The 22,744-nt window shown below is 41.3% G+C and carries 24 protein-coding genes; 7 read left to right on the forward strand and 17 right to left on the reverse strand.

The annotated features are described in order from the left end of the window. Nucleotides 1–438 carry a transposase gene (locus ONT19_RS10410; protein WP_089543290.1) on the reverse strand — a complete coding sequence of 146 codons (438 nt, stop codon included), beginning with the start codon at nt 436–438 and terminating at the stop codon, nt 1–3. A 338-nt stretch (nt 439–776) separates the two neighbouring features. Between ONT19_RS10410 and ONT19_RS10415 the strand changes: the two genes are divergently transcribed. Beyond that, nucleotides 777–1,667: an Abi family protein gene (locus tag ONT19_RS10415; protein WP_234698984.1), complete on the forward strand. Its 891-nt coding sequence runs from the start codon at nt 777–779 to the stop codon at nt 1,665–1,667. Between the two features lie 602 nt (nt 1,668–2,269). Here ONT19_RS10415 and ONT19_RS10420 read toward each other — a convergent pair. Both ONT19_RS10420 and ONT19_RS10425 read right to left on the reverse strand, forming a co-directional pair. Then, the gene (locus ONT19_RS10420; RefSeq protein WP_264952499.1) at nt 2,270–3,022 is read right to left on the reverse strand and encodes a LytR/AlgR family response regulator transcription factor; all 753 of its coding nucleotides are present in this window, start codon (nt 3,020–3,022) and stop codon (nt 2,270–2,272) included. Beyond that, the gene (locus ONT19_RS10425; protein WP_264952498.1) at nt 3,019–4,014 is read right to left on the reverse strand and encodes a sensor histidine kinase; all 996 of its coding nucleotides are present in this window, start codon (nt 4,012–4,014) and stop codon (nt 3,019–3,021) included. The genes ONT19_RS10420 and ONT19_RS10425 overlap by 4 nt, the downstream gene beginning before the upstream one ends. A gap of 262 nt (nt 4,015–4,276) precedes the next feature. On the opposite strand from ONT19_RS10425, the gene ONT19_RS10430 reads away from it, so the two are divergent. From ONT19_RS10430 to ONT19_RS10440, 3 genes are all read left to right on the forward strand, one after another. After that, nucleotides 4,277–5,911, forward strand: a complete 1,635-nt coding sequence (locus tag ONT19_RS10430; protein WP_264952497.1) for a hypothetical protein — start codon at nt 4,277–4,279, stop codon at nt 5,909–5,911. A gap of 33 nt (nt 5,912–5,944) precedes the next feature. Next, a complete protein-coding gene (locus ONT19_RS10435; RefSeq protein ID WP_264952496.1) occupies nt 5,945–6,580 on the forward strand; it encodes a hypothetical protein in 636 nt (211 codons plus the stop codon). Between the two features lie 205 nt (nt 6,581–6,785). Then, complete coding sequence (locus ONT19_RS10440) at nt 6,786–7,055, forward strand: hypothetical protein (RefSeq protein WP_264952495.1); 270 nt, start codon at nt 6,786–6,788, stop codon at nt 7,053–7,055. Between the two features lie 98 nt (nt 7,056–7,153). On the opposite strand, the gene ONT19_RS10445 is transcribed toward ONT19_RS10440, so the two are convergent. From ONT19_RS10445 to ONT19_RS10460, 4 genes are all read right to left on the reverse strand, one after another. Further along, on the reverse strand, nt 7,154–7,537 hold the full coding sequence (locus ONT19_RS10445; protein ID WP_264952494.1) for a hypothetical protein: 384 nt from the start codon (nt 7,535–7,537) through the stop codon (nt 7,154–7,156). A gap of 106 nt (nt 7,538–7,643) precedes the next feature. Next, on the reverse strand, nt 7,644–9,950 hold the full coding sequence (locus tag ONT19_RS10450) for an outer membrane beta-barrel family protein (RefSeq protein ID WP_118080991.1): 2,307 nt from the start codon (nt 9,948–9,950) through the stop codon (nt 7,644–7,646). Between the two features lie 147 nt (nt 9,951–10,097). Further along, nucleotides 10,098–10,547 (reverse strand): hypothetical protein, encoded by a 450-nt coding sequence (locus tag ONT19_RS10455; RefSeq protein WP_264952493.1) that lies wholly within the window; start codon nt 10,545–10,547, stop codon nt 10,098–10,100. Continuing rightward, on the reverse strand, nt 10,519–10,725 hold the full coding sequence (locus tag ONT19_RS10460; RefSeq protein ID WP_264952492.1) for a hypothetical protein: 207 nt from the start codon (nt 10,723–10,725) through the stop codon (nt 10,519–10,521). Before ONT19_RS10460 ends, ONT19_RS10455 begins: the two co-directional genes overlap by 29 nt. A gap of 167 nt (nt 10,726–10,892) precedes the next feature. Between ONT19_RS10460 and ONT19_RS10465 the strand changes: the two genes are divergently transcribed. Further along, nucleotides 10,893–11,654, forward strand: coding sequence for a helix-turn-helix transcriptional regulator (locus tag ONT19_RS10465; protein ID WP_118080992.1), 762 nt, complete (start codon nt 10,893–10,895; stop codon nt 11,652–11,654). 24 nt (nt 11,655–11,678) lie between these two features. Here ONT19_RS10465 and ONT19_RS10470 read toward each other — a convergent pair whose 3' ends face one another. The 5 genes from ONT19_RS10470 to ONT19_RS10490 all read right to left on the reverse strand — a co-directional run bounded on the left by ONT19_RS10470 (nt 11,679) and on the right by ONT19_RS10490 (nt 15,365). Next, the gene (locus tag ONT19_RS10470; protein WP_153113406.1) at nt 11,679–12,428 is read right to left on the reverse strand and encodes a ThiF family adenylyltransferase; all 750 of its coding nucleotides are present in this window, start codon (nt 12,426–12,428) and stop codon (nt 11,679–11,681) included. Nucleotides 12,429–12,555: 127 nt separating this feature from the next. Continuing rightward, complete coding sequence (locus ONT19_RS10475; protein WP_264952491.1) at nt 12,556–13,305, reverse strand: hypothetical protein; 750 nt, start codon at nt 13,303–13,305, stop codon at nt 12,556–12,558. Nucleotides 13,306–13,337: 32 nt separating this feature from the next. Beyond that, the gene (locus ONT19_RS10480) at nt 13,338–14,288 is read right to left on the reverse strand and encodes a relaxase/mobilization nuclease domain-containing protein (RefSeq protein WP_264964879.1); all 951 of its coding nucleotides are present in this window, start codon (nt 14,286–14,288) and stop codon (nt 13,338–13,340) included. Further along, complete coding sequence (locus tag ONT19_RS10485) at nt 14,285–14,698, reverse strand: plasmid mobilization protein (RefSeq protein ID WP_140223396.1); 414 nt, start codon at nt 14,696–14,698, stop codon at nt 14,285–14,287. The genes ONT19_RS10480 and ONT19_RS10485 overlap by 4 nt, the downstream gene beginning before the upstream one ends. 184 nt (nt 14,699–14,882) lie before the next feature. After that, on the reverse strand, nt 14,883–15,365 hold the full coding sequence (locus tag ONT19_RS10490; RefSeq protein ID WP_117829707.1) for a DUF3408 domain-containing protein: 483 nt from the start codon (nt 15,363–15,365) through the stop codon (nt 14,883–14,885). Nucleotides 15,366–15,762: 397 nt separating this feature from the next. Between ONT19_RS10490 and ONT19_RS10495 the strand changes: the two genes are divergently transcribed. Beyond that, nucleotides 15,763–16,074, forward strand: a complete 312-nt coding sequence (locus ONT19_RS10495) for a helix-turn-helix domain-containing protein (RefSeq protein WP_008656559.1) — start codon at nt 15,763–15,765, stop codon at nt 16,072–16,074. An 82-nt stretch (nt 16,075–16,156) separates the two neighbouring features. Continuing rightward, nucleotides 16,157–16,465, forward strand: coding sequence for a helix-turn-helix domain-containing protein (locus ONT19_RS10500; protein ID WP_264964880.1), 309 nt, complete (start codon nt 16,157–16,159; stop codon nt 16,463–16,465). Nucleotides 16,466–16,855: 390 nt separating this feature from the next. Here ONT19_RS10500 and ONT19_RS10505 read toward each other — a convergent pair whose 3' ends face one another. The 5 genes from ONT19_RS10505 to ONT19_RS10525 form a co-directional block, all read right to left on the reverse strand. Further along, nucleotides 16,856–17,902: an IS110 family transposase gene (locus tag ONT19_RS10505; protein WP_007896893.1), complete on the reverse strand. Its 1,047-nt coding sequence runs from the start codon at nt 17,900–17,902 to the stop codon at nt 16,856–16,858. A 266-nt stretch (nt 17,903–18,168) separates the two neighbouring features. After that, nucleotides 18,169–19,221: a transposase gene (locus ONT19_RS10510; protein WP_203069454.1), complete on the reverse strand. Its 1,053-nt coding sequence runs from the start codon at nt 19,219–19,221 to the stop codon at nt 18,169–18,171. A 229-nt stretch (nt 19,222–19,450) separates the two neighbouring features. After that, a complete protein-coding gene (locus ONT19_RS10515) occupies nt 19,451–19,813 on the reverse strand; it encodes a hypothetical protein (protein WP_264964881.1) in 363 nt (120 codons plus the stop codon). Beyond that, a complete protein-coding gene (locus ONT19_RS10520) occupies nt 19,810–21,021 on the reverse strand; it encodes a site-specific integrase (protein WP_264964882.1) in 1,212 nt (403 codons plus the stop codon). Before ONT19_RS10520 ends, ONT19_RS10515 begins: the two co-directional genes overlap by 4 nt. A gap of 64 nt (nt 21,022–21,085) precedes the next feature. Further along, nucleotides 21,086–22,318 (reverse strand): phage integrase SAM-like domain-containing protein, encoded by a 1,233-nt coding sequence (locus ONT19_RS10525; protein ID WP_264964883.1) that lies wholly within the window; start codon nt 22,316–22,318, stop codon nt 21,086–21,088. Between the last annotated feature and the right edge of the window lie 426 nt (nt 22,319–22,744).

Consider the following 22,744-nt stretch of genomic DNA (forward strand, 5'->3'; position numbering starts at 1 on the left):
TTACTGTTTGGTACCAGATTTTTTTCTCACAGGAATATTGAAGGTTTCTTCTGCGAGGTCAATCATGGTGGAGAATGCCTTAGAGCGAAGCTTCTCTAACTCCAAAGCCTTGCGGAGACGCTTAATCTCTGCATCTTTCTCTTTCAACTGTTCATTTGTTGTCTTTGCCATATCGTCACGGTTTTGGTCTTCTGGCGGCAAAGATAACAAATCTTTTTCATTTAAGAACTTATCCATCCAAGAAAATAGCACTGTACGACTGCTTATATAGTATTTCTTGATGATTTCTTCTGCTGGGAGCCCACTCTCCATATACTCACGAACTATCATGATACGATCATCATCTGTAAAAGAGTAGCTATTCAACTCTACCTCACGGGTCTCAAACCAACCAGTGTCCTCATTATACACACGTTCAATTCTTGTCTTACGTTTCATTGTCACTTCTGTTTGTTCCTAAGTGACAACCTTTTTCAGGGAAGTACACTCATAGAGTATTTAGAGCCTACTTGATTTGTTTACAAACCTAAGCCGTTCCAGTTTGGCCTTTGCTTGAATATCAAGAAACTGGGCGTTTGCCTATATAATAGTAGGTAACAATCTGGAAACGAGCGAACTTAATTTAGAACTTTTTGCGTTAAATTTTCTATCTTATAAACAGATTTCTCTGAAAACATTTGGAGAATTCAAATTAAAAGCGTATCTTTGCAGCACTAGAATCCGCCACGCTTCCCATAGAACAGCGTACCAGGGCGGAACTTTTTGTTTATATGCGTATGGAATATATTAATCCACCACTTGGTACAGCAACCCTTTTAGCCAATCTTCAAAATGAGGGATTAGTGATTATGGATGAGAGAAAAGCATTTGCTTTCCTTGAGAATGTCAGCTACTTTAGATTTGCAGCATATTTGCGTCCTTTCAAGGCATTGGATAAGCATGGCTATAAGGAAAATGCTACCTTTGAGAAAGCTGTGAGACTTTATGAGTTTGATGTCAAACTTAGAACCCTACTATTTTCCGCTATTCAAAAGATTGAGATTTCTTTGCGGGCAAAGGTTATCAACCAGTTTTCTTTGAATTATGGAGCTTTTTGGTTTATCAATCCCGATTTAGCTGTTGACAAGCATAAGTTTGCAGAGAATCTTTCCTCTTTGGATAGAGAACTGCAGCGTTCCAAGGATGATTTTATCAAAGAGCATTATGTAAAGTATGGCAAGGAAGATTTTCCGCCAGCTTGGAAACTAATAGATTTGACATCGTTTGGCTGCTTGACAAAATTGTATTTCAATTTCGCCAATGGTGCTGCCAAAAAGAAAATAGCTCGTTCCTATAACGTTCCTCAGCAAGAAATACTTGAAAGCTGGATGAAATCCATCAATGCGCTTCGCAACTGTTGTGCCCATCATGGGCGTGTATGGAATCGTGTGATGCCTGTTATGCCCCAACTTCCAATGAAATTAAAACAAGCATGGATAATGAATAAGCCCGAAGTCGCTAATCGACTATATTCCGTTCTTTGCTGCTTGTTATATTGGCTCAATGCCATTGATCCACGAAATGAATTATGTGCTAAGTTCAAGGACTTATTGTCACAATATCCAGAAGTCGACACGAATGCCATGGGATTTCCTAAGCATTGGCAAGATGAGCCATTGTGGAGATAGCAGTTTGGTATTCGGACTAACTTATCCGAATACCTGCTGCCATAAAGTTTTGTTGCTAATGATGATTCTTACATCTGCTTACATATACTTTTGTAATACAGACTCTCTGCTATTCCCTTGTGTATGAATCGTAGCTGTTGCCACAAAATAGTTGCCATCTTCCTTATGTACAAGCTTGGTACTAGGCTGCTTTAGAGCTTTTTGTTAAAAAAACTAACTCGCTCTAATTTGGACTTTGATTGAAAATCAAGAAGTTGGGCGTTTGCCTATATTATATAGGTAACAATATGGAAACGAGCGGACTTCTGCTCGTTTCTGTATTTTGCAATATGCAAAGAACACCTCAATTTGGGGGCAAAGATACGATATTTTTCTAAATATCCAATGATTTACAAGAGGAATTTTATGGAAATTAGAACTTTTTATAGTAAAACCTTGCTTCGCAAGTAATTTGAGATTAGAAACATCAGTGAATCCAAATTTAATGTATATTGTCTGTTTCCACAATTTTCACCGTGGTACGCCTCCCAACAATATGTACCACAGTGAAACTTCTTTTTTTATATAGTTGTGCGAAAAAAACATCAAGTCAATTCTTGTCATCATCTGTCGAGCCAATTCTTCAATTGCATGATTTTGTCTTTGCTGACCACAATTCGCAACTCAGGAAATCCATGAAGGCTAATGGTCATTTTGTATTTGAAGAAATTGGTGAGTTTGTCAATGCGCTCGATATTTACCATATATTGGCGGCTGACACGGAAGAACAAATTGGGATTCAGTTGCTGTTCCAAGTCACTCAAAGATTGATTGATGGTTACAGAATTACCATCACTAAGATATGCTCTAACGACACCATTCTCCGAGAAGAAATAACTAATGTCAGTAGTCTTGACAAGTTTGAAGCCATCATAGATATGCACAAGGAAATGGTCTCTCCATTTCTTGCCTGTTGCCATCCCCATTTTCTCCATCAGAGCTGAGTAATCTATATTTTTATTGCACAGGGCTTTAGCCTTTGTTATAGCTTTCTCCAATTCTTCTGCCAATATCGGTTTCTGAAGATAGGCGATGCCATTGCTCTTGAATGCTTCCAAGGCATATTCATTATAAGCCGTGGTGAATATCACAGGCGAAGTTGGGGCTATCTCCAAGAAAGCCTCGAACACATCACCATCGCCCAGTCTTATATCCGCAAAGATTACATCCTCGTCATGCGGATTTTGCAGATAGTCGATGACCGCTCTCATTGTTGTTAACGGTCCTTGTATTTCCATAGAGTTGTCTATGTTTTGCAAGAGGCGTTTCAGTCTTGAAAAGCCACGTTCTTCATCTTCTATGATTAAAACTTTCATGATTTTGATAAGATTGGAAGTTTGACTTCAAAATATTTATTATCGTTACTAACGACTAGTTCCTTTCCTAATTGACTATAGCGCAGACGCAAGTTTGACAATCCCTTTTGTGTTGTAGGTAAAGTGCTCTTTATCGGATTCACTACATTTCTAACGATAATATATTCGCCATGACAATACACTGAGATAGAAAGCGGACTTTCCTTAGTATGACAGTTATGCTTTATCGCATTCTCTACCATCATTTGTATCGCCAATGGTAAGATCTTATTCTTGCATCTTTCCAGTTCTTCGGCAATTTCCACATGTATGGTATGAGGAGAACTTATCTCTTGAAGCTCACAATAGTTCTTCACGAAATGAATCTCTTCATGTAAAGGCACCGTCTCATCATCCAAATGTGTGACTACATATCTGTAGATTTCAGAGAATTTCAGAGTGAAACTTTCTGCCTGTACAGGATTCTCCTCAATCAAGTCTGCCAACGTGTTAATGCTGTTGAATATGAAATGCGGATTCATCTGCTGACGCAAGAGATTATTGGTAAGCACTACGTTTTCCTTCTCTTTTCTGATGAGGATGGAACAATAATACATGCACGCATTCACCATGGTCAGCAATGTGGCGATTAATCCAAAAACATATAATCTGTCCCAATACACATCGTTCCCATCATGCCAAAGATTATCAAATATGTTTTCAAATGCAACAGCCAAAACAGAATTGGCTAGCAGCAACAATAGGATATGGGTGGCAAAGCGAGGATAGCTTATCTTGTCTCTTACAAAGATGTTACCCAAGAAAAATGAAACCCACAAAGAAAACAATGTGTAAAAGGAACAATATGCAATGTCGAAGCACAAGTCTTCAATGGTGAGACCTGTGCCTACGAATGTTTCAAAGTCCATCAATCCCCACATTATGTAGGAAAAAATACAGGTGGCGATGGATATGATGCACCAATTCTTTATAAAACTATTATATTTGCTCATATTACTCATTTTTGTGTGCAAATTTAGTGCTTTTTTACGAAATTACCAATAGTTAGAGCTATGAAAGACGAAAAATCGCCCATGAATCCGTTATTTTCGCCTACGAACCATGTTATTGGGTAGTAGGACAAGATTCATCTGCAATTTATAGGGACTCATATCCCAATTTCTCCGACTCATGGTGATTGGGCTTGCACGAACCGAAGTAACGTTATAATTTTGCATCCGAAAAATTTAATGTTTTATCAAAAATTGTATTAAAATGAATTTAATTGTCAAACAAAAAATCTTTATGCTCCTATGCATTGTAACACTTATGTGTTCATTGTCAGCATGTGAGTCTGACGACAATGTAAGTGGCGTACTTGATGCCAAGAGTAATGTGAGTGATTTAACGATTAGTGAAACTGACGCTCAGAAATCTTTTGCTAAAATTCTGTCTATTGCAGTAGCAAAGAATGAAGCTTTAAGAACTTTTTTAAAGAGTGAAGCAGAGAAGCAGTATGATAAGGATTATGACGTGTTTTATCCATTTGTAAAAGACAAGACTGTCACAGATGGAAAAACCTTGCGTGACATACTTGTGTCTTATTCTTCTGAAAATGAAATCGCTACAATTGAGAAAAATTTACCTTTGCTGACTGTGATGATACCAGACTTAGCTTCTTTTGGTGCTTTTAGCATCAATAAGTGGGATACTTCTGATGAACAAGTTGCAGTTACATATGCAAAGGATAACGACAATTCTGTATTCTATGCAGAAGGGGATTCCCTTTTGTCTTTACCTAAGGGAGACTTACCTAATTTCCCTTTTATGGTGGTAAAGTCAAACGAGAGAATGAAAGTTGTAGGCAAAAAGGCAACTCGTTCTGCCAACAACTCTGACATGGATATGAATAAGTATGATTTTGTTGATTCTGCTTTTGATGGAACAAAATCTTGTGAAACAAGGGCAAAGTATTCTCATTACGACGAAGATAATACCGAAACTGCTCCAGAAGAAAAACCTTATTTGAAAAAAGATAGTCTTGATGAAAGATGTATTACAGCTTACAACTACTTTCGCAACAACAAGTATTTAATCGATAGAGAATATGTCTATTATGGTCTGTCACCAAACAATAAAGAAAATGGCAAGTTGGATCCAAATATAAGAGAGAAACTATATAAATTTAGAGTTGATCCACAGAAATACGGTGCCATTACAAACGAACAGATAGGAGAAGATCCACATCTTAAAAATGAAGCCGATTATAAAAAAGGACATCCTTCAGGCAAACAAATAGCAAAAGATTTATGGACAGATGGTGCTTATGAAATTGTTTTCCAAGCTTATCTTGGAAGCAGCAATATGGTCGAAACTAAAACAATTTCAGTACTAGGCTCAGACCTATTCTACATTAGTAAATTTCATGTTACTAAACAACACCATACAGGATTCCGTCATAGCAGATGGTGGTACACTACTACCCCAGATGAACTTATGGGGAAATGGGTAAATGTTGCTTATAAAGATATATATCTTACTGGAACATGGGATCTTTCAAATAGTCCTGTAAGTATATACATCAAATTCTTCGAAAAAGACAATGGCACAACAAAAACTATAACAGATAGTTATACAACAAGCTATATCAACAAAGCAGATTTGAGCGCAAGTGGAAAATATGATAAAGGAAGTTTTAGTCTTGGATTCAGCAGCCAAGTAACAAGTCAAAAGACTTTCACCATTTCATATCAATATAAGGATGAAGACGATGATTTAGGTAGCCTATACCTAAACTTCAAAGATCCGATTATTGTGTCAGACAAATATGCTAGTTCAAAAGGCTATGAAATGTACTCTCTCAACACTGGTGCGATAGATGTTGTTATAGCACCTACAAGTATCAGATAGGAAATTGACCGTAAAATTAAAATGGCTATTATTATGGTAAAGAATTTGATAAAGAACAAAAGCTATAGGCTGCTTATGTACACTTTCTTTATGCTAACAGTGTTGGCATCTTGCTCAAAAGACGACGAGCCAGAAGAAGTCATATATCATCAGAGTTATGTTAAGGGTAAGTTGAATGATGCAGAAATATCAATGAATGATGTTAATGCGTTAGTTTCTTCGACCAAATCCGATTATAGCTTTATAGTCAGAGAAAATGAAGAGAAGGTTTCTGTGTTTGATTGGAATGTAAAACTTATAGATACATCAGACTCTATTGTTACACTTTTCCTTCATCTTGATAACATTTCAAGGACTAATAGCATGATAGCATCTCCAAACAATGACCCTGCATCAGTTCAGACAAAAGACAAATGCTATATTACTGCAGAGGATATAAGAACTGGGAAATCTACAACTTATACTCCAACTGAGCATTCTCAGATTTCTGCAGAATGGAATTATTTTACGGTTACATCTGACCGTAAAACCGAAAAGCATAATGGTGTGACATGGGATTATTCGGGGACAGTTTGGTCTGGCATTAATGGCAGACTTTATGGTACATTCATTAATAGTTCTGCACCAAACCAGGCCATAAAACTTAACATAAATTTCAAATTATATTAAGTCATCTAAGACAAAGGTGTGTCAAGAATTTCTAAACTTGGCACATCTTCATTTTCATCATTTTTTTAAGTTAAATCAAAAGACATTCCCATCTGTTAATTCTAGAGAAGTATCTGTACAAATCCCTGTTAAGTTTGGATATGACTTCACTCTGGGTGAGAAGTTGCATTTCATTCCTTCTGTTGGTGCATATGGTAGATTTTCCATGGTATCTATCAAGGAGAATGTAACAGAGAATGCTGGTGAAAACTCAGGAAATAGCTTCAAATGGAACAGCTTCAACAACTATCAACATAATACCAATCGCCTTAATGGTTATAAGCGATGGGATGTTGGAGGCTTAATTGAAGGAAAGTTTGTTTATGCCAATCGTTATGCTGTAACATTAGGCTATTCTCGTGGTTTTCTTGACAAGTCACCTCAGTTTAAATTCAAGAACCACAGCTATCATCTGACATTGGGATATACATTATAGTGGTTCTTCTTGATTTTACAACAACAATGAAGACACTTTGTGGCAATTCTTGTAAAGAATAACCACAAAGTGTCATTTTTTATTTTTGCTTACTAGAATTATCCAAATACCTGCTGCCACAACGTTTTGTTGCTTACGATGATCCTGACATCGGCTTTCATATACTTTTGCAGTATAGGAGTATTTTGTCCCAGTGTGATCACTGTGGCTATAGCCATAAAATAGTTGCCATCTTCACTATGTATGAGCTTGGCATTATGGCTTATAATGTTGCAGTTATAAGATACATTGTCGTTACCCTCGAAAGATACATGAGCCGTCCTTGGCTCATCGAAAAGGTACAAATACTTATATGGCACAAACACTTGCACTGTTCTTTGATTGATGACCTCACCATTAGCATCTATGGATATAGGATAAGGTATCTTGTAGAAAGCAACTGCGAGGGCGAGGACTATTTGCACTCGTCCTCTAATCCACAAAGCTCTATTTTCTCTGAGAGCTTCAATAATGTGTTTGTTTCCATAATGTATAAAATTACGAAATATTCCTACTCTTTTTAAGATTTTCGGATACCTCTTTTTATTTTTAGAAGCGATTCAACTCCTCTTTACCAGCACCTTGTCCCTTGTATCTGCTTCTTGATGCATTGAAGTTATACTGCAATGTCAAGAGCAAGGAACGGCTGTCGTTTGTGATGCTTTGCCAAAGCGTAACATCCTTGTTGTAGAATTGTACGTCACGATTGCTCTTGTTGAAGATGTCGTTACCTTCGAGCGTAACCGAGAAACGATTTCTGCAAAAAGCCTTGTAAAGTTTGGCATTGAGGTATGAGGAAGAACTGAGTTTCATATTTTCCTTGTTACCACGGCTGTTCCATTCTATGTCTATGTTCATCCAGATGTCGCCTGGTAAATGGATGGCATTCTGAAACTGTACTACAGCTAATGGATTATAGAAGGACTTGCGTTCACCCAGATATTCCCCAGAGAACCACTGTTTGATGATGCCGGCATTTACCTTTGGTTGCCAAAATCCGATTTGGAATTGTGCGCCAAGGAAAGCCTGCAACTCTTGTATCTTTGGCGTATTCTCCATCGTGAGCAACTTCATTTCTCCATCCTCGCCGTATGGTTTCGATTCGTTGATGATGGCATTCTTCTTGTACTCGTATGATACCTTTGCAAAGAATTGCTTCCAAGCACCCATCAACTCCACGGAATGAATCTTGACAGGAGAAAGATAAGGATTACCACTTTGCAAGGTCAAGCGATTGACATAGTTGAGTGTTCCATCAAGGTCATCGTATGATGGACGCTGCATCTTGCTGTTGTAGCTCAATGCCCATTGTGTCTTACCTATCTCTGTAGAAATGGCGAGTGAAGGGAACACGTTGTTGTAAGTCTTGCTCTTATCTTCCTTGAGTTGTCCATCCTCTGTATATTTAAAACGAACATGCTCATAACGAAGACCTGCCTCTACTGCGATTTTCCCAAACTGTTGACCGATGGAGAAGAAACCAGCCATGTTCTTCTCGTCACTCTTGGTATTGCTGTTGCCAATGGTTGCCATATTGATATTGAAATCATTCAGCACCTGAGAGGCTGTATATTCATTTCCCACTTCGATTTGTCCTTTCCACAAAGGATAGCTCAACACCAACTTTTCCGCAAACATCCGTGAGTGTCCAATGCTTGTGGATGCCACCAAATTCTTCTGCTGATTCATATTCGTCTCAGACTGATCGGAATTTTCATGCTTCTTTCTCCACATATAATCCATGTTGAAGTCAATGCCCAGTTTGCCTACATCACCATTATAATAGATATTGGCATGGTGCTTCGGCACAGCATGAATTCTCCCCTCTTTCACAGCTGAAACCTCATCGTCCAATTTACCATTGGCATACGATATAGAGCTATAATCTGAATGAGGCTTTTGTAAACCCACTCCATTCATATAGTAAGCACCGATGGAATGACGTTCACTGATCATCCATGACAAGCCAAACTTGCCAAAGAACTCATTATTTCTCATGCGGTTGATGCTCTCTATGTTCTGAAGCCAAGTAGTAGAACCTTGCGTTTCCATGTTCGTATTCTCATGACTATAGAATTTGCCGCCATAGTAATTGAGATTGGTGAACAACTCCAGTCCACCCGTACGGTATTTCAAGTTAGCTTGCTCCATGCTCGAAAAATAGTGGCGGAAGCCATTTTGCGCACGAAGTGTTCCACTAAAGCCGTCACCTTGTGGTAACTTGGTGCGAATGCGGATGACAGACTTGACGGAGGCATCATACTTGGAACCAGGATTTGTAATGACTTCAACATTCTTGATGTCCTGTGAATTGAGCTGTGCAAGTTCATTTTTGTCTTGGACAAGACGACCATTGATATAGATGAGCGGCGTACCCTTACCAAACACCTCGAAGTTTCCATCCCTGCCAGTAACCATCGGCACTTGGCGCAACACATCGTTCGCCGTGCCTGCATGAGACAGTTGAGAATTAACTACAGTAGTAACCAAGGCATTGCCCTTGATGGCAATAACAGGGCGTGATGATTTCACCACAACTTCACCGAGCATCTTGCTGTCCTCTTCCATCTTGATGACACCCACATTTTCACCCTCGCAATCCTTGCAGATGGTTTTGTAGCCCACGGATGTCACCTTGATGATTCCGCCATTGCAGACGGAGTCTATTGAGAAGCTACCATCCTCTCCACTCACCGCTCCCTTGACGAACGCGGAGTCTTGCCGGTTTAGGAGCACCACATTGGCGAAAGCCAAAGGCTCACCCTTGGTGTCCACTACTTTTCCCATGATATTCTGTGCCATCATTTGGGTCATTGCCGAGAGACACAAGATTGTTGTTGAAAATACTTTCTTCATATTTGTATTTTATTTTAGTCTAAATGCTATACTATATTTATGTGCTATAAATATTTCTGCTGCAAAAGTATAACTAATAGAGCAAGCCACCTTTACCCTTTTGGGTAATAAATAACGTTTAACAATTATTATTACCCCTTTGTGTAATCAAGCTACTCCACATAGGTATCCATACTTGGAATAAAAGCCCATTATACCTTGTTTACTAGAAGATATAGGTACTGTTTCGGAAGTTAAATAGTAAAGCGAATCTCCTAATTGATTTGTCTCAAATCCTAGAGCATTCATAACTTTCAATAGCTTACAGTCAATTTCTGCAACCATATAACTATCGCAGTCACCAACTATAGGCTGGACAGCCAAAGCCATCAAACTTTTGAAAAGAGTGAATGTTGATATACCAGAAGTCGAATCTATAGCAAAGCGACCTACATGCCAATAGTTGAACTTTACATCAGAATGTATGGCTTCTAACGGATTGATGCCATAGATTCTCTCCAATGGTAATACTGATTGGCGGTTCCAAAGAAAGGAACGAATGGAGCCTAATATTTTTCCTTGATTGTCCCTAGCTATATAAATAGGTATTGTCCCCATATAGGGCTAGCTCTTCTTTTGTTACATCGGCAATATCATCAGCTATCTGAGATGCCCCAACAGTACCTACGTGATGCTTATAATTCTCCACCACGATGAATTGAGAGAGTTCATTGATGCACTTGGCATCAGCCTTGAAGATAGAGTAATCTTCAAATGTTGCAATTAATTTTTCCATTTTTATATGTTTATATTTCTGTTGCAAAACTACCCCGTTTTTCAAAACAAGCGGCTACACTTTTGGGTAATGCTGTTACTTTATATTAAAACTTTACCCTTTTGGGTAACAAAATGATGTAAAATCAATATTTTTTAGTACTTTTGCAGCAAAATAATAAAAACAAGATGGCAAACGAAGAAGATTATTTCATTGCAGCTAACTCTGTTGGAGCTATCAATGAAGAGCAATATAAGAAGTTGGATGTACTCATCCACACGACAGAAGCAATATCACGCTCTCTATACCAAAGTGTGTATCTTATCGATTATTACAAGAAAGGATTCCTGTATGTATCAGAGAATCCTTTATTTCTTTGCGGACATACTGCAAAAGAAATGAAAGAGATGGGGTATGCTTTTTATTCGGAGCATGTACCAGAAAATGAGCAACAGATGTTGGTGGAAATCAATAGCAATGGCTTTAAGTTCTTTGAAACAAAGATTGCACCAGAAGACAAACACAAATGCTATATCTCATACGATTTCCATATCATGCTCGATGGTAACAGAAAAGTACTTATCAATCACAAGTTAACTCCAATTTTGCTTACGGAAGATGGTAGAATATGGATTGCAATGTGCATTGTTTCTCTTTCTTCGCAATCCACACCAGGCCATATAGAGTTTCATATTGAGGGTTCACAGAAGTATTGGAAATACGACTTGGATTTCCACAAGTGGAGAGAAAAGGAAATGATACAATTGAAAGAGGAGGAAAAGCAAGTGCTCACTTTGTGCTCGCAAGGACTCACTATGAATGAGATTGCGGACAAGATGTGTAAGTCCATTGATTCCATCAAATTCTATAGAAGAACTTTATTTGAGAAAATTGGAACCAAGAACATCACTGAAGCACTTACTTTTGCCACCATCTATAAACTACTGTGATTTCCCTCATCCATCCCTGCTTCACTATTGAAGCAAGGATGAAAAATAGAATTTTGGAAATCGTTTCACCTCTTTGCCTGTTGCAATATTAAACAGAGCTTGCGTACACAAACCTGCTGTAATCCATGAAGCAACAGACAACTGAGGAGGAGGAATTGCACCTTCCTCTCTTTGATATTGCTTGACCACCTTGTCAAGCCATTCTTGGGGTTGCATCCAAAATGCTTGGTAGCCAAGAACATATTCTGCAACTTTCAACTCAAAGCCTAAAGGCTTGTCCGAAAGACTTTCCAGAGGTTTTCCATCAGGATCCACTACTGTTAGAAAACCTGCCCAGCCAAAATTGTAAGGGTGAAGGACATAAATATTCTTTTCTGAACAAATCTTGTCAAAGACAAACGGAATGTCGCTCTTGAAGTCCAAGGCATTGATGGCAACATCATGTCCCTCTATCAATCCCTCTACATTATCATGGTCAACAAACTTATTGATGACCGTGATTTTCGCTTGTGGATTAATGGAAAGTAATCTCTTGGCGAGGCTCTCTGCCTTATAGTTTCCAACATCCTCCAACCGATAGTTCTGACGGTTTAAGTTGCTTTTCTCCACCTTATCACCATCGATGATAGTGATAGTTTCAAACCCTAAGCGTAATGCACATTCCGCAATGACACTTCCTAAGCCAGCACCCCCCAAAAGAACACGAAAATGCTTAATTTTTTCCTGTTCATCTGGCTTGATGTAAATTCGATTTCTACTATACATTTTTTCCATTTTGATGATACTTTAAATTTTTACTGTGCAAAAGTAGATTTGTTTTTTCAAACATCCACTACACAAAAGGGTAATATTTGGATTATAACACCCAACATAAACAAAGATTAACTAAATAATGATGTTCCTATTTTGGTTTTTCCATTATTCGTCTAATTTCTTTTGATTCAAGCAATAATTTATTGGCAATACTATCCTTATATTTTGCAGTTTCAACCATTTCACGGTATCGACATACTGAATCTTCATAAGCAGCAACTCGATTTCTTACATCATCAATAACATTCTCATTTCGACAAACAGAAAAATGCTTTTCGATGTAACTAACATTCGGGTCATCGGATGGAAGCACCATCTTCAATGCCCGATACTTCAAGTCTGCCTCCTCCCAATCTTGGTGCTCTCGCCATTGGGTGAGGTTGCCCCAAATGGAAATGACAAGGGATAGAGCCAAGCCGCCAATGAAAAGAAGAACATACTTTGATGTAGGCTCGAAGCGATGGGTGACAAGTTTCTTCTGAGGTGAATTGTTCATCACTTCAAGTTTGTCTTGCAATGCCTTCGAGGAAACATCATTCCCTTGTATCATCTGCTTAACTGCATCAACCAAGAACTTGCTTCGCTGCTCATTTTTGCCAAGTTCAACCTTGATAAGGTCTGCAAAAACGACAATGGCATCTCTTAATTTGGATATTTTACCTCTGACTTCCTCTTCTTTGATAAACATCGCATTGATTGACTTATCCAACTTGGTTATGTCATTACTTGCAGGAACGGTTTCTGCTCCTGCGTTCTTTGTGGAGGCAGAAAGCTCATCGACTTTCTGCTCCAATCTCTCAACTGTGCCATAGATGGCTTCCAATAGTTCTTCTTTCATGTTCGATTCTAATTTTAAGTTTGTAACTTGCATCAAAGGCTGAAGCCTTTTCTGCGTTTTCTCTTTTTCTTCTTGGCGGATTCATCCTCTGGGAATGGCTCATAAGTTTGGGCATTAGACGGAGCAAACAAGCCGATGGAAGAAATATTACTCCAAGGGTCTTGGGTATGTTCTGTCGTTGGTTGAGTCTGTTCTACTTGGTGACAACTTAGTTGTCCTCCCTGCATAGATTCGGCTCTTGGCGATACACGATTATACTCTGTGCCAAGTCTTGCATCCAACCTGACAAAGCTGTATTCTCTGCAAATCTGCGTACCCTTGAAACTATATCCATCCTTGCAGAAACGGATGCCTTGAACCTGGGTTTGCGCCTTGTCCCTATAGACAATCTCCAAGTGAACACCTCGTTTTGCAAGTTCATTCTTGAACTTCTGCCAGCTATCTGCGGCTTTCAAGGCATCTTTAACGGCATTGTGAATCTCATATTTTGCACGCTCTGCATTGCGCAATTTGCGAGTGTTTGTTTTGCTCTTGTCCGTTCCGTAAGTAAGTCCATACTTGGATTTAAGAGCCTTGGTCACCTGCTCATTACGCCTGTAATCATTCCTGTCTGATAAGAGTTTGCTCTCATTGTTGATGCGGTTATACACAATATGACAATGTGGATTGTCCGTGTTGTGATGCCTTACGATAATGAATTGGGTATCGGTGATGCCCATCATCTGCATGTATTCAAGGGCTATCTTAGCCATGAATTCATCTGTCAAACGTGGCTTGTCCTCGGGTTTAAAGCTCAATGCAATGTGTCCCACAGGCTTCTTAATCCTTGGATTTAGCTGTCTTTGCAGCTCAAAACTTTGTACTATCTCGGCATTCGTGCCGAGTAACACTCCATCGGATGCAAGGATTTTCGCCTCGTCCTTGTCTGTCACGTAGCGGACGCAACCACCAAAGGATGCACCTTTCTTTAGCTTGCCTATCATGTGGTATCCTCCTTTCTGCCCATACTGCTTGGCTTCGGTTTATAACTTGCTTGGCGATACTCGCCAAGGATTTCTTTCAATCTTCTCAACAAGTCCACCACATATACATGGGTTTCATGGAAACCTCTCTGATGCGACAGCTTGGTAAGTTGGTTGAGGTTGTTCGCCATGCCAATGAGGTTCTTGGCGATGGCTACCGTCTCTGCATTGTGTCCGCTGACCACCTCGCCGTTCAAGGCGGACTCACGGATGTACTCCGCCAGCTTGCGGTTGGCTTTTCTCGCCCTCAGTCTCAATGCCTCGTAGCTTGGCTTCGAGAACTTCACCGTGACAGACTTCGACAGCTTGCGAACCCTGCCTGTGGGCGGTCTTCCGCCCTTTCTCTTGTCTTGTTCATGTATGCTTGTCATTCGATATACTGTTTACAGTTGGTACACTCACTTTCTGCGACCGTCGGGAGCAAAATTCCTCCGCCCTCATGGTGGAGCGAGGCGTTTTGGGATTCCCAAAACATAACCTCGCTCCCTCTCAGAACACGTTAGTTGGAACTACAGCCTTTCAGCTATCCACGTCCAAGGTCGCAGACCTTAATTCTCACAATTTGCGCCAAGCCTCGAAGTCCTCTTCATAAAGGCTTAGATGGTGGCGCACGATGTTCTCGATGATGCCCGATACGCTCATGCGTCTCCCTCCGAGGATGCGGACGACACGATCAAGACGGTCTCGCACATCGGAACTGACGAAGACTGGCTTGCGGTCGTCAATCCTTGGAACTTGGAGGAAGGTCTGCTGATACTCCTCCAATGTCGCCTTGCGCTGCTTGCCACTGATGCGCTTCTGCGGATTCGGTGGCGATTGAGCCTCATTCGTTGATGTTTCCTCTCTATAGGGAGTTGTTGCAGCAACTTTCTCTACAATTGCTCTCAACTCTGGGTTCTCTACATCATCATAGAGAGAATCACAACTACTTGGATTGGCTTTGTTGCCATACGTAGATGGTTTAACAAAATCCAAATACTCTTTTTCCATCAGCTCCTTTTGCTCAGGAGCCAAGACTACATCTTTTGTTCTTGCCATAGCTTATGCTGTTTTATTTGTTAGTATAGTGGTCACGGTTTGCACCATTGACCGATTGTCGGGTGCAAAGTAAGTGTACAGAGTGCAGCCATGCAACTGATTGGGTGTAACGTGGCAATTTAGTTGTGGCTTGCTTATTTGCATACCGAGATAGTTGTGAGAACTTCAACGTATTTCTCAACTCATCATTGTTCATGTATTCGTTGCAGTCGTGCAAGTTTTTCTTGTTGTTTTTGGCGTTGAAGTCGGCAAACCCCGGCAACATACTGCCACAGAAATTGAAAACGCTTGTTTTTAGATTGCCGTGCCTTATCTTTGCACTCACAAACGTGGAGCACAGCATATGCTTGGAGCTTTGCGACATACAACATAGTATTAACTTAGAAAAAAGAAAAGTATGGGATTCATCGTATTCGAGGAAGAGGCATTCAACTATCTTGATGCCCAGTTGGAGAACTTCGTGAAGCGCATGGACAGAATCCGTGAGCGCAGTGAGGACAAGACCATGAACAAGTGGCTCGACACGCAGGACGTGTGTCAGACGCTCAACATCTGCCCACGGACAGTGCAGACGCTTCGGGACAACGGAACTTTGGCTTATACGCAAATCAGCCACAAGACCTACTACAAGCCGGAGGACGTGATGGCTATCGTAGCAGTAGTGGAGGACAAGAAAAAGGACATGCGCTTTCGCAAGCGCACAGGTTAGGCTGTCAATATACAACAGCCACTTAATCCAAAGCAGCAAGTAAACCGAGTAACGTAAGTATCAACAATAAAACGAGACAACTATGAGCAATGAAGTAATGACAAGAAACAGCAAGTGGATGAACCACATCGTGAACCACCTCAACCGAATGGTTGACAATTTTGAACGTGCCGTGATGAACTACCGCCCCATGCTTGACGGTGAGCGCTTCATGACGGACAAGGAGCTTTGTGCCAGGCTGCAACTGAGCCGAAGAACCCTGCAGGACTACCGAAACAACGGTGTCATCCCGTATATCCAGCTTGGCGGAAAGATACTCTACCGCGAGTCCGACATTCAGAAGATTCTGATGGCTAACTATCGTGAAGCGTACAGAATGAAAAGTGTGTAGGAGAATGTCCTTGATGAGTGTGTGAAATGAACAAGGCGACAACGTATAACTTACCGAGTGTGGCTGTTATAGGTTGTCGCCTCGTTTTATTGGCTATACCGAGTTGTTCGTGTTTGCCGGGTGTTCTCCGTATGGTCTGTATAAAATCTAATACCATGATTCCTAAGACATCACCAAATTTTTGAGAGCTTTTTTGTGTTAAAATAAGCAAAATAGCCCCCAGAAAGCATATAGTCATACCTACCCCTGTAGCAGAAGAAGACATTTTTTGACTTTTCTGTTACAAAAAAAAAACGATACGGAACTCTTTCTTTTAATAGCTTTTTGCTCGATTCCTAATTAGTTATCCGTATCTGTCCTCACAAGACTATAAGAGACAATGGTACATTGTCATAGTTCACTTGCTTTGGACTTTTCAATATGTAAGTTCTTTCTGTCGTCAGAGGTGTTCAACACTTCCCATTTTCTCTTTTGCTTGCCTATGGCAAACATTCTGCAAATGAGCTTAAACTTGACGGCATTCAATGCCTTACGCTTAGTATCAGAATCTTTTCTGCCTCCTAACTTTCGATTATAAAACATTTGCATTTCCACATCGTACTCAACAGCTCTCAATGCCGCCATAGACAGGTCAGCTTTCACTTGACCGTTACAGTGTGCGGAAGGTCGGGCACGCCATTTCACACTGGTACCAGAAGTGTGACTGCATGGAGCTACGCCAACATATCTCGCATATTGCCGAGCTGTGTCAAAAGCGGTAAAGTTTCGTGTGATGGCAATTATGTTTGTTGCATTGACAAAACCAATTCCTGGTATCGTCAACAGATTCTGAAAAGTGTCAAAGACATCTTCCTCCTTGGACATTAATTCACACTCTTCCTGATCTATCTTCTCAATGTCATGATTGAGTTTTTTAATGTAGCTCTCATACATGGCAGAATCCTCTTTCGTTTCAAACATCTGCATTCGGTTCATAAAGTTTGTCCGTTGCTCCACAAGGAACTTACGCTCATTGACAAGTTGCTTCAATTGTTGCATAGCCTTGCTTGGCAACTTGTATGGCTTGGCACATTCCGTGCCATCATAACGATAGAGGAAGTCAGCTATCTTTGCAGAGTCATTCTTGTCTCGCTTATCTATTGTCCCCATAGGATGATGTTTTACTATACGTGTACTAAGCATACAGAAAGAGTAATTCTTGGACGTGAGGAATTTTTCCAAGTCCAAGGAGTAGCAACCTGTAAATTCCATGCCAAACAGGGCTTGGGAAAGTACCACACGGCTCTTTTTGAGCCATGAGCACATATCGCCAAATCCCTTGCGAGTGTTGTTGAACACCTCATGAGGGAACATTTTGATGTTGGTATCCTCACGAAATATAGATACATCTATGACATTTTTAGAGATGTCAATGCCTACAAATGATTTATTTTTCATATCTTTGCACCGCTTTACGAAAGGAACTCTCTATGTCAGGATAAGCCAAATCTTTTAAAAGCTGGGACGGACAGCTAATTCCCTAAAAGGCACTGAGTCTGACATTTCGGGCAGAGGAGACTATATCAAGGGAAAGGGCTTTGCCTAAGATTAAAAAGTTCACTACCTCTGTCTGGAGTTCCTTCCTTTTGAGGATTCCTCGCAAAGGTAGTGCCAAAAGCAACCAAGAGACTCTATCATGGTATAGTGATGGTCTTAAAACACTGTTAGTTCACTCCTGGTTGCTTGTTTTTCCCATTTCGATAATTGTCCGTCTCCACATACGGAGTACCTCGTTTTATAACGGCAAACATACGGAGTATCATCTTAAACTTGATTGCATTAAACACTATTCCACTGCATTTCTCCTTTCTCTTGCGTTCCCAGTAATCTCTGATGTTCGGAATGTGCTGCATGCAAACCAAACAGGCAATGGACAAATCTGCCTTTGCCTGTTTAAAACCTTTCTTAGAGACTGACGAGCCTTTTCTCACAGATGTACCAGATTCTTTCTTGAAAGGAGCGACACCAATATAGCAAGCGTATTTACGTGGGTTATCTATTGCCATGAAGTTTTCGGTCAAGACAATGGTTTCAAGTGCGACAACACGCCCAATACCAGGTATTGATGTCAGCAGGGAAAAGTTCTTGCTGATGTCCGCATCTTCTTTTATGTACATGTCAATTTCATTGTCTATGCCTTTAAGTGCATCATTGAGCGTTTTAAGTTGCCCATTCTTACGTTCCACAGACAAATCTGTGTCATACGCACATATATCATGAAGCTGCTGCTTGTAAAGGACTGACTGCTTGACTGTCTGCTTGCGTTCCGCCAAAAGCCTCTTCAACTTAAAATATACAGGAGGAGGAAGTTTTGATGGGTTGCGAAGAATCTTTCTGTGGTTCTGCTCACAGTAAATGGCTATGCGGAAAGAATCAAGCTCGTCAGTCTTGATGCGGTCGAGCGAACGCAGTCCATCATCCAAGTCTGGCTCAAAGCGATGCATCTTGCGAGGTTCCACCATCCTATAAATATAATGTTTCTCTTCCAACCACAGTCTAAAGTTTTGGGTGTAAAGTCCTGTATATTCCATACAGAACAAGACTATATCAAACCCCTTGCTTACCTTTGCCACCCATGAACCAATTTTCTTGAAACCTGCATTGTTGTTGCTCACCTTTATATGGGCTTTCTTCCAATCAATGCTTTCTCCGTCATAATAAGCAAGGTCGAGAGTCTGCTTTGAGACATCCACGCCTATGTAAAGTTCTTTATCCATAATTTTGACATTTAATAGTTAAATGGAATCAAGAAAGTTGGCTGGATTATATAAGGACTATGACATGAGAAAGGGCATACCTTGAAAGAAAGATAGTTCACCTTAACACCCATTAACCAAATATCCTAACTTGATTCCTGGGTGCAAAGGTAAAAGCTAAAACACTGCGGTGGCTCGCCCAAGTGGCTGGAGGCGCAAAGCCTCCAAGGAACGTTGCTTTATGGCAGGTCTATGCCATTGCATTCTCTGTAAAGATACAGACCAGTTTAGTGCGGCTTGTCTGCTTGCCTATGACGGACTGCATGATGAACTCCCGAAAGGCTCTGCTCTCAATGCTGTCAACACGGAAGGCTACCGCAATGACGAGTTCAAGGCTATACACATCATAGCTGATGCGGTCGTTCTTCCTGACATGACGGCGTACACCCTGCTCTTTCAGAATGCCGTCCTTGAATACAGCCTTGATAGCCTTGCGCACATAGCAGCCGAACACATTGTACATGTCGGCAATCTCCTGCATGGTCATCCATACAGTATCGGTCGGCATGGATACCGTTCCGCTCTCGCTGATTGTTATAACTCCTCTGTTCATTTTCCAATAGTTTTTTCGTTCGACAATCTGTTTCTTTCTCGCTTGGCAATAAGCTTATCCATGTCATTTGAAATCTTCTGCTCCGTCACCTGCGCATAGACCTGTGTGCTTGTGATGTCTGCGTGTCCCATCATCTTGGCTATGCTGCCGATGGGAATGTCCTCGTTGAGCATCAAGACTCCGAATGTATGGCGGCTGGCGTGGAATCCCAACTTATTACTTATGCCAAGCACCATTCCAAGGGTATGCACATCAAGATAGATGTCTTTCTTCTCACCCAGTGGAAAAACAGGCTTGCTGTCGTCCGTGGTATTGTAGAGCGAAAGAATCTTCTCGGCTATCGGATGGAGTGGCACGAAGAACTCCACGCCTGTCTTCTCTCTTTCCTTGCGGATGAACTTCCTACCCTCGGAGTTCTCACTGATATGGTGAGGGTACAGTTTCTTTACATCTATATAGGATAAGGAGGTGAGCGAGGCAAAAATGAAACATCTGCGTGCAAGCTCCGTTCGCTCGTCAGCCATCGGAGTAGAGAGCATCTTGATGAAGTCTGCCTTGCTGATATGGGTCATCTTCGGGGCTGCCTTCTTCTCATACCCTATCTTGGCTATGGGATTGAAGCGGATAATGCTCCTGTCCACTGCCTTGTACATCAACATGTTCAGCCAGAGAAGGCAATGGTTCACGTAGCTGTCGATGCGTCCCTGGTCTCGTTTCAGGAATAGTTTGTATTCCTCCCCGAAATTCTCGTCTATGTCCTCAAAGGCGATGTCGTCCTTATCCAACGAATGGACAAAGGCTCTCAGGTTCTTCTGCCATGTCCGCTTGTGCAGGAAGGTTTGTCTGGCTTTTGAGGTTCGATACCATTCCACGATGGTATCACCAAAGTTCAGCAAGAACCTTCCTGTCGTGTCCTTGTCCTTCAACACAGCCTTCAGCATTTCCACGGTGATGATGCCATTGGTGGTAAGAAGTGAGTTGTATTTATCCTTGACCCCAGCAAGGAAACTTGCCAATCGTCCGTTGTCCCTTGCGTTCCGTACCTCTCCCTTCTTGGCGTTCCACTCCTGTGGGGTACAGGATATGCCTGTGGAAATGGCTGCGCTTTTGCCGTCAACGGTGATGCGGCAAAGTATGTTGGCTGTTCCGTCTGCCTTCACCTTCTGTCTGTTGATGTAAGGCAAAATTGAAAATGTACTTCTGCTCATAGTTGTTGTCCTTATAATATAATAATGTAGTTGAAACTGTAAAAAGAAAAGTTGAAAGCCTTGTTCATAATGCGAGAATAAAGTCCTTCCCGGTTGCAGCGATGAACCTGTCCATGTCCTCAAACAGCTTCTTTTGGGTTACTCTCGCATACCGCTGCGTCATCTTCACATCCTTGTGACCGAGCATCTTGCAGATGGTCTCCATCGGCACACCTGCCTCCAGCGTAATGAGGCTGGCGAACGAGTGTCGTCCCGAATGGTAGGAATAGGTCTTGCTCGTTTCCGCCAACTTGCAGATGGTGATGAGATCGATACGAACACGATTCGTGCTCAGCAATGGGAAAAGGGTATCTCTTGCCCCGTCCTCGTATTTCGCCATCAGCTCCAACGCCTCGGGCAGGAGTTTCACCCTGGCAAGTGTTCCGGTCTTCTTGCGGTTATAGATGAGCCATTTGTCGCCATCCTCCAACACTTTGACATTGGCTTTCGTGATGGAAACGGTGTCTATGAAGGCTGTTCCTGCATAGCAGGCGAAAAGAAACATGTCACGGCTAACGGATAGTCTCGGCTTGTCTTCGGGCAGTTCCGCATCACGGATTTTTATGAAATCAGACATGCTGAGAGCCTTGGGTGTCGTAACCTTTGGAGTGCCAACCCGATAATGGGCGAACAGCAGGTTCTTGCACAAGCCTCGCTCAAAGGCGATGCGGCACATCTTTTTGAAGAGCGACACATAGATGGTGATGGTTCCTGATGAAAAGCCTTTCTCGTCAAGCAAGTAATGGTGAAAGTCACTGATGAAAGGCTCGGTCAGCTGTCCGAAAGCCAAATCAGTCAACCTATACTTCTCCCCGATGAACTCAGCGAGATTCTTGCGAATCTTTCTGTAAGTCCAGACACTGCTCTTCGACATATCAATGCCCTCATGGGTGTTGAGTTCATTGATATGCTCGTCCACGAAGGAGAGAAGGGTGGTCTGTGTCTTGACGCTGCCCTGCAAAGCCTCCTTGACATCCTTAGCCTCGAAGTCCGTTCTCTTTTCCACAAGCACATCGAAAGCTTTTTGGATGGAAAGCAACAACTGCTCGATGTCCTTGTTGGTCTCCACGGCTTCCTTGCTCTTGCCTTCCAATCGGCTGGCACGGGGATTCCAAAGCGATGGAGAGCAAGACAACTTGCAGGAGAACTGCGCCATAGTCCTGTTCACCGTGATGCGTCCCATGATGGGAGCTTTTCCATTCTTGTCCATTCCGCTCTTTTTTAGGTAGAGCAACACCTTGAATTTTTCGATTTTCATAACGCTTACATTTTGAGTGTGCAAATATAATCATTTTGTAAGCGTTCCTTGATACGCAAAACATTGAGAATCAGCGCAATAAAATCCGTTGATGCACAAAGTTGCCTTTCCGCATTGTTACCTGCTTTGCATAGGTAACTGTGGCTCACGATTTAGTAACTGAACTACTTCAATATTCCTCACTCGCTTGCTTTATGCCGATTTGGCAACTTTGTGCAAATCTGCTCATTCCCAACTGTTTACGTTCCAACCTCTCTTATTCTCCTTTGGTTGCTTTAGAGCTTTATGTTAAAAAAACTAAGTCATAGTTTTCTCCCTCACAACTCATGGTTTCTTTCATCATAACTCATAGGTTTCTTTCCAGCATCTCATAGGTTTCGGCACCATATCCCATGGTTTTCAAGCAAAAAAGGGCTAAAAAAACAA

Origin of the sequence: Segatella copri, assembly GCF_026015625.1 — a bacterium.
Classification (GTDB): Bacteria; Bacteroidota; Bacteroidia; order Bacteroidales; family Bacteroidaceae; genus Prevotella; species Prevotella copri_H.

Bases quoted from the DNA above. Each gene is read 5' to 3' on its own strand.
- ONT19_RS10490 (WP_117829707.1), bottom strand. From the start codon at position 15,365: ATGGCAAGAACAAAAGATGTAGTCTTGGCTCCTGAGCAAAAGGAGCTG.
- ONT19_RS10500 (WP_264964880.1), top strand. From the start codon at position 16,157: ATGAGCAATGAAGTAATGACAAGAAACAGCAAGTGGATGAACCACATC.
- ONT19_RS10425 (WP_264952498.1), bottom strand. From the start codon at position 4,014: ATGAGCAAATATAATAGTTTTATAAAGAATTGGTGCATCATATCCATC.
- ONT19_RS10460 (WP_264952492.1), bottom strand. From the start codon at position 10,725: ATGGAAAAATTAATTGCAACATTTGAAGATTACTCTATCTTCAAGGCT.
- ONT19_RS10475 (WP_264952491.1), bottom strand. From the start codon at position 13,305: ATGAAAGAAGAACTATTGGAAGCCATCTATGGCACAGTTGAGAGATTG.
- ONT19_RS10480 (WP_264964879.1), bottom strand. From the start codon at position 14,288: ATGATAGGCAAGCTAAAGAAAGGTGCATCCTTTGGTGGTTGCGTCCGC.
- ONT19_RS10520 (WP_264964882.1), bottom strand. From the start codon at position 21,021: ATGAGCAGAAGTACATTTTCAATTTTGCCTTACATCAACAGACAGAAG.
- ONT19_RS10465 (WP_118080992.1), top strand. From the start codon at position 10,893: ATGGCAAACGAAGAAGATTATTTCATTGCAGCTAACTCTGTTGGAGCT.
- ONT19_RS10430 (WP_264952497.1), top strand. From the start codon at position 4,277: ATGAATTTAATTGTCAAACAAAAAATCTTTATGCTCCTATGCATTGTA.
- ONT19_RS10435 (WP_264952496.1), top strand. From the start codon at position 5,945: ATGGTAAAGAATTTGATAAAGAACAAAAGCTATAGGCTGCTTATGTAC.
- ONT19_RS10495 (WP_008656559.1), top strand. From the start codon at position 15,763: ATGGGATTCATCGTATTCGAGGAAGAGGCATTCAACTATCTTGATGCC.
- ONT19_RS10455 (WP_264952493.1), bottom strand. From the start codon at position 10,547: ATGGGGACAATACCTATTTATATAGCTAGGGACAATCAAGGAAAAATA.
- ONT19_RS10410 (WP_089543290.1), bottom strand. From the start codon at position 438: ATGAAACGTAAGACAAGAATTGAACGTGTGTATAATGAGGACACTGGT.
- ONT19_RS10505 (WP_007896893.1), bottom strand. From the start codon at position 17,902: ATGAAAAATAAATCATTTGTAGGCATTGACATCTCTAAAAATGTCATA.
- ONT19_RS10510 (WP_203069454.1), bottom strand. From the start codon at position 19,221: ATGGATAAAGAACTTTACATAGGCGTGGATGTCTCAAAGCAGACTCTC.
- ONT19_RS10525 (WP_264964883.1), bottom strand. From the start codon at position 22,318: ATGAAAATCGAAAAATTCAAGGTGTTGCTCTACCTAAAAAAGAGCGGA.
- ONT19_RS10440 (WP_264952495.1), top strand. From the start codon at position 6,786: ATGGTATCTATCAAGGAGAATGTAACAGAGAATGCTGGTGAAAACTCA.
- ONT19_RS10420 (WP_264952499.1), bottom strand. From the start codon at position 3,022: ATGAAAGTTTTAATCATAGAAGATGAAGAACGTGGCTTTTCAAGACTG.
- ONT19_RS10485 (WP_140223396.1), bottom strand. From the start codon at position 14,698: ATGACAAGCATACATGAACAAGACAAGAGAAAGGGCGGAAGACCGCCC.
- ONT19_RS10515 (WP_264964881.1), bottom strand. From the start codon at position 19,813: ATGAACAGAGGAGTTATAACAATCAGCGAGAGCGGAACGGTATCCATG.
- ONT19_RS10470 (WP_153113406.1), bottom strand. From the start codon at position 12,428: ATGGAAAAAATGTATAGTAGAAATCGAATTTACATCAAGCCAGATGAA.
- ONT19_RS10450 (WP_118080991.1), bottom strand. From the start codon at position 9,950: ATGAAGAAAGTATTTTCAACAACAATCTTGTGTCTCTCGGCAATGACC.
- ONT19_RS10415 (WP_234698984.1), top strand. From the start codon at position 777: ATGGAATATATTAATCCACCACTTGGTACAGCAACCCTTTTAGCCAAT.